9 protein-coding genes are annotated in these 11,494 nt (G+C 44.1%); 8 read left to right on the top strand and 1 reads right to left on the bottom strand.

From position 1 onward, the window contains the following. Positions 1–105 precede the first annotated feature (105 nt). The 6 genes from AC5FX4_RS13680 (at position 106) to AC5FX4_RS13655 (ending at position 8,027) form a co-directional block, all read left to right on the top strand. Positions 106–1,989, top strand: coding sequence for an alpha-amylase family glycosyl hydrolase (locus tag AC5FX4_RS13680; RefSeq protein WP_493606921.1), 1,884 nt, complete (start codon positions 106–108; stop codon positions 1,987–1,989). Between the two features lie 47 nt (positions 1,990–2,036). Next, on the top strand, positions 2,037–3,485 hold the full coding sequence (locus AC5FX4_RS13675) for an MFS transporter (RefSeq protein ID WP_493607824.1): 1,449 nt from the start codon (positions 2,037–2,039) through the stop codon (positions 3,483–3,485). A gap of 9 nt (positions 3,486–3,494) precedes the next feature. Continuing rightward, positions 3,495–5,927 carry a glycoside hydrolase family 15 protein gene (locus tag AC5FX4_RS13670; RefSeq protein ID WP_493606920.1) on the top strand — a complete coding sequence of 811 codons (2,433 nt, stop codon included), beginning with the start codon at positions 3,495–3,497 and terminating at the stop codon, positions 5,925–5,927. Between the two features lie 194 nt (positions 5,928–6,121). Continuing rightward, positions 6,122–6,931, top strand: a complete 810-nt coding sequence (locus AC5FX4_RS13665) for a trypsin-like serine protease (RefSeq protein ID WP_493606919.1) — start codon at positions 6,122–6,124, stop codon at positions 6,929–6,931. A 139-nt stretch (positions 6,932–7,070) separates the two neighbouring features. Further along, positions 7,071–7,484 (top strand): hypothetical protein, encoded by a 414-nt coding sequence (locus tag AC5FX4_RS13660; RefSeq protein ID WP_493606918.1) that lies wholly within the window; start codon positions 7,071–7,073, stop codon positions 7,482–7,484. 117 nt (positions 7,485–7,601) lie between these two features. Continuing rightward, a complete protein-coding gene (locus tag AC5FX4_RS13655; protein ID WP_493606917.1) occupies positions 7,602–8,027 on the top strand; it encodes a hypothetical protein in 426 nt (141 codons plus the stop codon). A 46-nt stretch (positions 8,028–8,073) separates the two neighbouring features. Here the strand turns inward: AC5FX4_RS13655 and AC5FX4_RS13650 are convergent, their stop codons facing one another. Continuing rightward, positions 8,074–9,093 carry a LacI family DNA-binding transcriptional regulator gene (locus tag AC5FX4_RS13650; protein ID WP_493606916.1) on the bottom strand — a complete coding sequence of 340 codons (1,020 nt, stop codon included), beginning with the start codon at positions 9,091–9,093 and terminating at the stop codon, positions 8,074–8,076. 294 nt (positions 9,094–9,387) lie between these two features. Between AC5FX4_RS13650 and glk the strand changes: the two genes are divergently transcribed. Next, positions 9,388–10,389: a glucokinase gene (gene glk / locus AC5FX4_RS13645; RefSeq protein ID WP_493606915.1), complete on the top strand. Its 1,002-nt coding sequence runs from the start codon at positions 9,388–9,390 to the stop codon at positions 10,387–10,389. Between the two features lie 18 nt (positions 10,390–10,407). Continuing rightward, positions 10,408–11,421: a LacI family DNA-binding transcriptional regulator gene (locus AC5FX4_RS13640; RefSeq protein ID WP_493606914.1), complete on the top strand. Its 1,014-nt coding sequence runs from the start codon at positions 10,408–10,410 to the stop codon at positions 11,419–11,421. Positions 11,422–11,494 lie beyond the last annotated feature (73 nt).

Genomic DNA, 11,494 nt, shown 5'->3' with positions numbered 1-11,494 from the left:
TGAATACAGGGTTTGAATACGTATGCAAGCTGTTCAACCTATGCTGTAAGCCAAGGTAGACTGGCTAAGCTGCGATTATGACAACAATAAGTGACAACAAGTTTAATGAATCATAACAAATCAAAAAAGGTAGCGAGGTTTGCGCGTAGCGCTTTGGTAAGTGCAGCGCTAACTTCCTTGTTATCTGGCTGTTCTGAGCCGCAAACAAAAGCGGAAGTGCAAAATGCTTTACCCGCGGCAAATCAGCCGGTGAGCAAACCCATCATATACCAAGTTTTTACACGCTTGTTTGGTAACACTCAAACTGCCAATGTACCTTGGGGTACACTTGAGCAAAATGGTGTTGGCAAATTTGCTGACTTTACACCGAAAGCTTTGAGTGAACTCAAGGCGTTGGGTGTAACGCATATGTGGTACACAGGTGTGTTGCATCATGCTTTAGTGACTGACTACAGCAAGTTTGGTATCGAAGCCGATGACCCTGATGTGGTAAAAGGGCGTGCAGGTTCCCCCTATGCGATTAAAGATTATTACAGTGTAAACCCCGATTTAGCAATCGACCCGAGTCAGCGTATAAGTGAATTTGAAGCCTTGATAAAGCGCACCCATGATGCGGGTATGAAAGTGGTGATTGATATTGTACCTAACCATGTGGCGCGTAACTACCGCTCTATGGCTGCGCCGCAGGGTGTATCTGATTTTGGTGCTCATGATGATGCATCCAAAACATACTTAAGAGATAACAACTTCTACTACGTCGTAGGCAAAGATTTTAAAGTGCCGAGAAGTGATGATTACCAACCTCTAGGTGGACAAGCTCACCCACAAGTGGATGGCGAATTTAAAGAATCACCCGCTAAGTGGACAGGAAATGGCTCTCGTGCAGCACAGCCAGACATCAACGATTGGTACGAAACGGTCAAAGTAAATTATGGTGTTAAGCCTGATGGCAGTTTTGATTTTCCTAGATTGCCAAATGAGTATAAACAAAAGGATGTGCGTGCCCATTATGAATTTTGGCAGCAGCATGACTTACCAGACAGCTGGTACAAGTTCCGAGACATTACCAATTACTGGCTAGACAAAGGCGTTGATGGCTTCCGTTACGATATGGCAGAGATGGTGCCAGTTGAGTTCTGGAGCTTTTTAAATTCTTCTATCAAGATGAAAAACCCAGAAGCGTTTATTTTGGCTGAAGTATATAACCCGAGTCTTTATCGCGATTATGTCCACTTTGGCAAAATGGATTATTTGTATGACAAAGTGGGCTTTTACGACAGTTTGAAGGCGTTAATGCAGCAAACAGGCTCTGCACAAGCTGTGTTAGAGGCACACAGTAGCGTACAAGATATTGCCCCGAATATGCTGCACTTTTTAGAAAACCACGACGAGCAACGCATTGCAAGCACTGAGTTTGCTGGCGATGCGCGCATGGGTAAGCCGGCCATGGTGGTGTCACATCTGATCAGCTCATCTCCAAGCATGTTGTACTTTGGTCAAACAGTGGGTGAAGACGGCTCCGAAAATGCCGGTTTTGGTAAGCCAAGCCGTACCAGTATTTTTGACTATATTGGTGTTCCTGCCCATCAGGCATGGATGAACGATGGCAAGTTTGACGGTGGACAGCTTAGTGAGCAGCAAAAGTTATTGCGTGCGTATTACGTTAAACTGATGTCTTTGAGCACACTTCCAGCAATCGTAGCAGGCGATTTACTGCCTGTTGAACTTGTTGGCGATATTGATGACGCTAAACAGCGAGTGATAACGTTTGCCCGACAATATGCTGGGCAAAAGCTGGTGATTGCCAGCAACTTTGATGCAATGCGTGAGCATACTGTCACGTTAAAATTACCCCATCGTTGGTCTGATAAAACGATTTATCAAGCCACCGACCTTTTAGAAAGCCACAGTAAGTACACTGTGCAAAACAATCAAATCACCATTACATTGGCGCCACGCGCCAGTGTGGTGTACTTACTTGAGGATTAGCCGTGCAACAACAAAAACCAAACTTAAGCTTTTGGCAGATCTGGAATATGTGTTTTGGATTCTTGGGGATCCAATTTGGTTTTGCGCTGCAAAACGGCAATGTGAGTCGAATATTCCAAACTTTAGGGGCGTCTGTTGATGATATTCCCATTTTATGGGTTGCAGCGCCATTAACGGGGTTAATCGTACAGCCCATTATTGGTTATTGGAGCGATAAAACTTGGGGGCGCTTGGGGCGTCGTCGTCCATTTTTCTTATATGGCGCGATTTTAACTACATTATCATTGTTTATTATGCCTAACTCGCCAGCGCTTTGGGTTGCGGCGGGTGTACTTTGGGTAATGGATGCTTCTATCAATGTCACGATGGAACCGTTTCGAGCTTTGGTTGGCGACAACTTAAATGAAAAACAGCGAGCAACAGGGTATGCGATGCAAAGCTTCTTTATTGGCATTGGTGCCATTGTTGCTTCGGCCTTACCTTGGATGATGACTAACTGGTTTGATATCAGCAATACCGCAGCTGAGGGCCAAATTCCAGACTCGGTTAAATACGCGTTTTACTATGGTGGTGCCATCCTATTTTTGGCTGTCATGTGGACGATTGTAAAAACCAAAGAGTACAGCCCGCAAGAACTCGCCAGTTTTGATGGGCAAGCAGCGCACCAGACAATTCAGTCATCAACGTTAAAGACCATCAACTTTGCCAAAGGCGCTTTGATATTTGCTGTACTAGGTGGTGGGGTGCTTGCGAGTGTGATTGCATTGCAACTTGAAAAAGAGCTGTATTTACTCGCAGGCTTATTACTTAGCTTTGCCACGGTTCAGTTACTCGCAGGGTATTTGCAAAACTCACAACGTATTGCTGGCGGCTTTTATCAAGTTATGTACGACGTATTTACGATGCCAAACACGATGCGCCAATTGGCTGTTGTGCAGTTTTTCAGTTGGTTTGCTCTTTTTGCTATGTGGATCTATACAACATCAGCGGTAACTAGCTTTCATTACGGTACGACCGATGTAACCAGTAAGGCGTATAACGACGGTGCTGATTGGGTGGGGGTATTGTTTGCTGCGTACAACGGTTTTGCTGCGTTGGCTGCCGTTGTTATTCCAATGATGGTTAAACGTATTGGCCTTGCTAAGGCGCACATGCTTAATTTGTTGCTCGGTGCGCTTGCTTTGATCAGTTTTATATTTATTTCAAATCCACAACTTTTATGGTTGCCAATGGTGGGTGTTGGGTTTGCGTGGGCATCTATTTTATCGCTTCCGTATGCGATGCTGAGTAACTCACTGCCAAGTCATAAAATGGGCGTATTTATGGGGATATTTAACTTCTTTATCGTGATCCCTCAATTATTGGCGGCCAGTATTCTCGGGCTTATCGTTCGACATCTGTTTGAAAACCAACCTATCTACGCTTTGCTCATCGGTGGTGTATCTTTTGTCTTTGCTGCCATATCTGTATTGCGCGTAAAAACCACCGACGTTTAGGGGAAAACAATGAAACAAATTAATAAGTTAACGCTAGCGCTACTGACTGCAGGACTTGTAGGGTGTGGCAGTGCCAACTATCAAAATACCAACACAGATACCGTTGCGCCGGGGGCACCAGGAGATAAACCATATTGGGCTTATTCGGGAAAAACGGGCATAGGCACTTCATTTGAAGCGTATCTGGATGGTCATTACGCTGATAACGCAAAAACAGGCACTGTCTCTAAGGTATGGTTTTCGATAGCTAAAGGCATGATCACAGAAACCATGTTTGGCTTAATTCACCAAGCACAACTTAAAGATATGCAGTTTATTGTCACAGGTACTGACGAGAATGGTCGTCCGTTTACTGTGGCTGAAAGTAACTCAGATGCTTTTGATATTACCGTTGATTATTTGTACAAAGATACGCAAGGACGTCCTTTATCACTTGCTTATAAGGTGATCAGTAAAGATAAACAAGGTCGTTTTGAACTTGAAAAGCATGTATTTACTGATCCTGATGGCCAAAGTTTGTTCGTGCGTGCGGATATTCGTAGCAATGTGTCGACTCCTTTAGCAGCATATGTGTCTGCAAACCCATATATCAATAACAATGGTGTAAACGATTTTGCCAAAGTGACCCAAGCAGGGTTACAAGCAAATGAAGGGGACAACTACTTAACGATGCAAATGAGCGGCGGCTTTGCACAAGCGTCAGTCGGTTTTACGGGTCAAAGTGACAATATCGACTCACTGCTACAAGAGCAAAAAATTGAAAAAACTTACTCATCGACTGGTGAGCAGTCTGGCAACGTGAGCCTTCTAGGTAAACTTGGCGAAGTTGATGGTTCAGCAAGTTATGACTTAGTGCTTAGCTTTGGTCAATCTGCCCAAGCAAGTGCAGCGCAAGCTAAGCAAACGCTGGCAAAAGGTTATCAGCGTGTACTGGATAACTACAATGGTAAGGGAGAGGCAATTGGTTGGGAAGATTACCTTGCTTCATTGGCTCCCATGCAACGACTAACTCAGTACAGTGCCGATGGCGGTAAATTGCTGCATACCAGTGCCATGGTGTTAAAAGCGCAGGAAGACAAAAGTTATGCGGGGGCGCTCATTGCATCTTTATCTAACCCATGGGGTGACACTGTGCCCGCGATTGAAGGCTCAACGGGTTATAAAGCCGTATGGGTGAGAGATTTTTATCAAGTGGCGATGGCATTTATGGCCATGGGCGATCATCAAACCGCAAAAACGGCATTTGAGTACTTAGAAAAAGTACAAGTGAGTGATTCTACACCGGGCAACAACGGCGATACAGGCTGGTTTTTACAAAAAACGCATGTCGATGGTGAGCTAGAGTGGGTTGGGGTGCAGTTAGACCAAACTGCGATGCCAATTATGCTGGCGTGGAAATTACATCAAGCAAACGTACTGAGTGATGATGAGTTAAGCTACTGGTATAAAAAAATGCTTAAACCTGCGGCAAACTTCTTAGTACACGGTGGTAAAGCCAAAATTCTCTGGAATGACACGCAAATTACACCGCCAGCTACACAGCAAGAGCGTTGGGAAGAGCAAAATGGTTTTTCACCATCGACGACTGCAGCAATTATTTCCGGTCTAGTGACTGCCTCCGATATCGCCAAACACAGTGGTGATTTGGCGGCGGCAAGTCGTTATTTAGAAGTGGCTAAAAAGTATGATAGCCAAGTTGAAGCCTTGATGTTCACCGACAACGGTGTACTCGCTGAACAAGCGCAAAGCCGAGCCACAGATGGCAAGTACTTTTTCAGGATTGGCCAAGACACAAACCCGAACAGTAATACTAAGATCAATAGCAACAATGGCCGCGAAGGCATGAATAAAAAAGCCATTGTTGATGGTGGCTTTTTAGAGTTGGTTCGTTACGGCGTACGTAGCGCTGATGCGTCAAGCATTTTAGCGACTTTGCCTGAGTATGACGACGAAAGCATGATTGATAATCTGCGCGTGAAATACAGTTTTACTTTTGAGGGTGAAGCAGGCAGTTATCCGGGCTATCGTCGCTATGGTAATGATGGCTATGGTGAAGATGAGGTAACAGGCAACAACTACGCACAAGGTGGAACTAACTCCGCCGGACAGCGCGGACGCGTGTGGCCGTTTTTCACCGGCGAGCGTGGTCATTACGAAATTGCGGCAGCGAGTTTGAATGGCTCACTCGATGCTAAAAAAGTAAAAGATATTCAAAACACCTACGTTAAAGGTATGGAGTTGTTTGCTAACGAAGGCATGATGCTACCTGAACAAGTGTGGGACAATGTAGGCGTCAACCCGCACGGTTACACATTTGGAGAGGGAACCAACTCGGCAACGCCATTGGCATGGACACATGCGGAATACGTAAAATTGGTGCGCTCTTTGGCAGATAAACAGGTGTGGGACCATTACCCCATTGTGGAGCAAGATCTTAAGTAATTAAGTTTCTCAATCAGTAGGCGATAGTTTATCGCCTACTGAGCTTATATCATTTACAACCCCTCGAATTTAGAAATCACTTCTTACAAAATTTATCTAATCAACTCTGTCTCTAAGCTAGTAATTTTCTGTTGTCTACAGTAATGTCTCCCGTGGTTGAAATTCTATAAAAACAAACTATTACCGGATGTCTTATGAAACGTTTGATGTTATCAGCATTGTTGATGGGCTGTGCATTTCAAAGTGCTGCAATTGTGACGCGTCACGATGTTGAACCAAACAAATACCTTGTCGAAAATGTCCCTGGTTTTTTAATTGATATGCCTGGCGAAGGGCATGGCGTGTTGATCCGCCCTCAATGGATTGTCACGGTCTCGCACCTCATTTTCTCAGATTACACAGGTAAAAAACTGAACATTCATGGCAAAACATTCACGATTGAAAAAGTTATTGTGCACGAAAATGCGAAGAAACCAGACAACAGTCTATTTTCTGGTGATGCGAAACCACTAATGGATTTTATGAAAACGACCAGTGACATTGCACTGATTAAGCTTGTTGAAAAGGTGGAACATGTTAAGCCTATTGCGCTCTATACAGCCCATGATGAGCAGGGCAAGGAAATTAACGCGTTTGGTCGAGGTTCAACAGGGAATGGAATAGCAGGCTCGGTATATGCAACCAAACGCGAAAAAGTACTACGCACTATGACCAACAAGATCACGCGCGTTGATGGCAATTGGCTATCTATCACTTTAGATGCACCGGGGGAAAATACCACGGTGTTAGAAGGCATCGATGGCTCTGGTGATAGCGGTGGGCCGTTGATCATAACGCATAAAGGGAAACCGTATTTGGCGGGCATGTTTAGCTGGGATTATGTGAAGGGTGACTTAAAAACATTTAAACATGGTCTTTATGGCGGGCAATCTTATCAAGTGCGCATTTCAAATTATGTTGATTGGATCAGTGCACAAATTGAGGCAAATACACCCGCAAAGTGATGACAGTGCAGTAAAGTTGTACGTATTATGATCAGGAACGATTGATAGCACGTTTGTCATAAAATAAATGGGACAGGGAAATCAAGGGGATAAGTGTGCACTGAGCCCTGTCTATAAACAAAAAATAAAAGGAAATAGCATGAACCCTAAACTCGTTAATCTACTTGCAGCAGTAACCTTATGTGGCGTGATGACTGGCTGCCAGTCTACGCAAACACAAGGTGAAAAAGTTGACAAGCTTACAGTGGGCGTAGTGCAAAAAGAGATCAAAAAAGGCATGCCGTCAACCGATGTAGTTGTTGCATTAGGCAGTCCCAACATAGTGAAAACAGCACCGAATGGCAATGAAGTTTGGGTTTACGATAAATTTTCAAAAGAACAAGTATATCAAACAACGGGTGGTACCTTAGGTTACTTTGCAGGACATGGCGGCGGCATCATTTCGTCAGAATACGGTTCTAGCCAAGTGAGTTCGAACACGCTCACGGTGATTATCAAGTTTGATCAAGCGAGTAATGTAGAGAGCATTGCCTATCATCGCAGTAAGTTCTAAACCTAGGTTGCGATGCGAATGAAATATATCAAGTTGATAATCCTCTCCACGTTAACGCTTTTGACTCTAGGCTGCGCTTCAACCAAGCCACAAATGTCGACGCTTGAAGTGAGAAGCATGCAGACTAAAGAATACCAAAGTACTAATGAGCTTGAAGTGTATAAAGCACTGATTAATGCTTTGTTAGATAGAGAGTTTATTTTAAAAGCGTCGGATTCTGACGCGGGTGTTGTCTTGGCCAGCTACACAACCACCAAACTCAACAAGGGAGAGGTGCTCACTAAAGCACTTGCAACGTATCTGACGTTTGGGTTGAACTGGATCTTTGGCGATAACAACCTCGACGATTCTTTGGTTGTGGACCTTTCTGGCAATGTTACCCAGCGACAAGGCATTACCACTGTGCGTATTAATGCCGTGGCAAAACGACTAAATAGTGAAGGGGAAATACTAGAAACACAAATGATCGTTGAACCGGCGTACTACAACTCCATCTTTGAACAAATTGAAAAATCTGTTTTCTTAGAGCAAAACTACGAGTAATACCCCGATGGGCGAATATCGATATGTGATATTCGCCTCCATTCTTTTAGGTATGGCGAACAATCAGGTTAGGTGGCAACAAGGTCGATTCCACATGTTCTCCACGGATCAAATTGAGTAGGTTTTGTACCAACATCTGCCCCGCCAGCGTGGTATTTTGCTGGATGGTTGTCAGCGCAGGTGACACGTAACTTGCCGCTGGAATATTGTCAAAGCCAACCACATTAACGTCTTTTGGTACCTCAATATTTGCTTCTTTTAGGGCGCGCATCGCGCCGATCGCGATGAGATCGCTTGCCGCAAATAAGGCGTTAAATTTTATATTATTGGCTATTAAAGATTTCGTTGCGTGATAGCCTGAGTCTTCAGTGGAGATGGCATTGGCAATTTTACGCTCATTCAAAGTGATCCCATGCTGGTCGAATGTATCTTTAAACCCTTGGTAGCGAGCAAAAAATTCTGGGCTGTGGTGAGAAGCATCACCAATAAACGCGCAATCCGTACGTTTTTTGTCGATCAGGTGCTTAGCTGCGAGTTGTCCACCACCATAATTATCGCAACTGACGGTTAGATCTGGGCGGCCATCCACTTTTGCACCCCAGCACACAAACTTGGTATCTTGATCCAGTAACTGTTGCAGCTTTGATTGATAATCTAAATAGTCGCCATAGCCAAGTAAAATAATGCCATCAGCTCTGTGACTGTCTTCATAATCTGCGCGCCAATCTTGACTACTAGATTGGAATGAAACTAACAGATCGTAGCCCTCTTTTGAGCAGGCCCGCGTAATACTACCCAGCATGCTCAAAAAAAACGGATTGATTTGAGATTCGTCAGTGGTTGGGTCTTCAAATAGCAATAGGGCAAGGGTGCTACTTTGCTGCGTGCGTAAGTTACTGGCATTTTTATCGACTTTATAATTCAACTTTGCAGCGACTTCGTGCACTTTACGTCGAGTTTCTTCGTTGACTAAAGGACTATTTCTCAATGCGCGAGAGACGGTTGATTGCGAGACGCCCGCGTAATGCGCTATGTCAAATGAAGTCGCTTTGCCTTTGTGTTTCATTTTTTTGCTCGACAGAGATAAGAGGTGTTTATTGTCAGCATCTAAATAAATATTTCAACCAATTTTGGCTGAATTGTCATTTTTTTATTGATGAATTCTGACACCGGTGTCATAATGAGGGCGTTTTATCATTTTGTTGTCAAAACGTATTGGCTGCCCATACTATGGGCAGCATTTTTTACATCGGCTAGCGTGCAAATTTAGCTGAGTGGATAACAAAAATAAATGCGCAGGCACAATGGCTCTGAGCATAAAAATAAGCGCATGAAGCGCGATGATAAAAGAGAAAACAACATGACTCAGACAACAAGTTACCAAGAACAAGATTTTGCTCCCATTGTTGTGGCCGATATTGGCGGCACCAATGCGCGTTTCGCAGTGGTTACCAATTACTGCAATATCACTAATCAATTCGAAATACAGCATCAGTTAACCTACCCAAGTGCAGAGTTTCAGTCATTTGAAGCCGCTTTAAATCGTTATTTTGAACAGTTACCTATTGAAAGACCTGTACGAGCGTGTTTAGCCGTTGCGGGGCCGATAAAAGCGCAACAAGTTTATTTGACTAACCTTGGTTGGCATTTCGGTATAGCGGAACTTAAGACTCAAATGCAATTTGAGGACTTAGCCGTGATTAATGACTTTGCTGCTTTTGCTTACGCTGCGCCGTATTTAAATGAAAAACAAAACTTAATACTGAAATCAGGGCAGCCCGAACATCATGCCAATATTGCGGTAATGGGCCCAGGAACTGGTTTTGGCGCTGCGTGTTTAGCCAGAGACATTAATGGTAGTGCGGTGATGAGCTGTGAAGCAGGCCATATCACACTTGCGCCGGTTACAGCTTTAGATCGTCAGCTGTTGCACGCGCTACGTGCTAATTTGCAACATGTGTCGATAGAAAACGTGTTTTCCGGCCCGGGTATAGCACGATTGTATCGCGCTATGGCTGATGTGAAAGGTCATCAAGCAATGGATCTTAATGCGGCTCAAATTAGCCAAATGGCATCCGAATGTGAGATTTGTGATGCGACCTTGTCTCATTTCTGTGACTGGATGGGCAGTGTAGCGGGTGATCTTGCACTCACCTTTGGTGCGCTGGGTGGTGTTTATATTGGTGGTGGTATTTTACCCAGAATGACAGATCGCCTATTATCAAGTCGCTTTGTAGAGCGTTTTACGGAAAAAGGCCTTATGTCACAGTATGTAGGGCAGATCCCAGTCACTTTAGTTGTACAAGATAATATTCCTCTTATTGGTGCTGCTGCGTGTTTACACGAGCGTCGAGGTAGCTAAGAGGCTTGAGATAATTGCATGAAAAAAGTAACCATTAATAGTGTTGCAACCTACGCAGGTGTATCTAAGAAAACGGTATCTCGTGTGCTTAATAATGAGCCTAACGTGAGTCCCGCAACGCGTGAAAAAGTCTTAAAGGTTTTTAAAGAACTCGATTACACACCCAATCCAATTGCACGAGGTTTGGCGAGAAATCGCAGTTTTATTATTGGTTGCTTGTATGACAATCCAAGTAAAAGTTACATTACTCGGGTACAAAGTGGGGCGTTAGAGGCCTGTCATAAGCATAACTACAATCTACTTATTCACCCTTGCGAGTTGCGAGGAGATGCGTTGATCGAGAACATAGAACAATTATTAATGACGTCTCGATTAGATGGCTTAGTGCTCACGCCTCCTTTTTCAGATTCACAAGAGTTAATCGACTTTCTAAAGAAGAAAAACATTCACTTTGCACGCGTCGCGTCGGCGATAGATGATGAAGGTTCCATCTCTGTACGCAGCAATGATGAGCAAGGGGCTTATGAGATCACGGAACACCTGATTAATTTAGGCCACACGCGCATTGCATTTATTAAAGGTCACCCAGATCACAGCGCAACAGAGCAACGTTTTCATGGTTACCAACGAGCGCTAAAAGAGCACAACATTGACGTTGACTCAGCATTGGTTGCCGAAGGTAACTTTAGTTATCACTCTGGTGCTGATAGTGCGAAAGAAATTCTAGATTTATCGCCAAGGCCAAGTGCGGTGTTCGCGTCAAATGATTACATGGCGGCAGCGGTACTTAAATTAGCGACGCAAAGACAACTCAAGGTGCCCGAAGACATCTCTATTGCTGGTTTTGATAATGCGCCTATTGCAAGACATATTTGGCCGGGTCTAACCACGATAGCACAGCCTGTTGAAGAAATGACACGTCAAGCCGTAGAACATTTGATATTACAAATTGGCGATGATCAAGCTGATATATATCAGGCAACGTTAGAAGCTAAGCTCATTGCGCGTGAATCAACGGCGAAGCTGAAATAATCGATTTCAATTTTTTATACTTGCCCAAAAACCTCACTCTTGTGAGGTTTTTTTTGTGCTAAAAGCGGCTTCA

The organism is Pseudoalteromonas sp. ATL1 (assembly GCF_058933015.1).
This window is presented reverse-complemented; position numbering and strand designations above follow the sequence as displayed.

Excerpts from the sequence above, each read along its gene's own strand:
- AC5FX4_RS13680 (WP_493606921.1), top strand. The coding sequence starts at position 106 with ATGAATCATAACAAATCAAAAAAGGTAGCGAGGTTTGCGCGTAGCGCT.
- AC5FX4_RS13675 (WP_493607824.1), top strand. The coding sequence starts at position 2,037 with ATGTGTTTTGGATTCTTGGGGATCCAATTTGGTTTTGCGCTGCAAAAC.
- AC5FX4_RS13670 (WP_493606920.1), top strand. The coding sequence starts at position 3,495 with ATGAAACAAATTAATAAGTTAACGCTAGCGCTACTGACTGCAGGACTT.
- AC5FX4_RS13665 (WP_493606919.1), top strand. The coding sequence starts at position 6,122 with ATGAAACGTTTGATGTTATCAGCATTGTTGATGGGCTGTGCATTTCAA.
- AC5FX4_RS13660 (WP_493606918.1), top strand. The coding sequence starts at position 7,071 with ATGAACCCTAAACTCGTTAATCTACTTGCAGCAGTAACCTTATGTGGC.
- AC5FX4_RS13655 (WP_493606917.1), top strand. The coding sequence starts at position 7,602 with ATGCAGACTAAAGAATACCAAAGTACTAATGAGCTTGAAGTGTATAAA.
- AC5FX4_RS13650 (WP_493606916.1), bottom strand. The coding sequence starts at position 9,093 with ATGAAACACAAAGGCAAAGCGACTTCATTTGACATAGCGCATTACGCG.
- glk (WP_493606915.1), top strand. The coding sequence starts at position 9,388 with ATGACTCAGACAACAAGTTACCAAGAACAAGATTTTGCTCCCATTGTT.
- AC5FX4_RS13640 (WP_493606914.1), top strand. The coding sequence starts at position 10,408 with ATGAAAAAAGTAACCATTAATAGTGTTGCAACCTACGCAGGTGTATCT.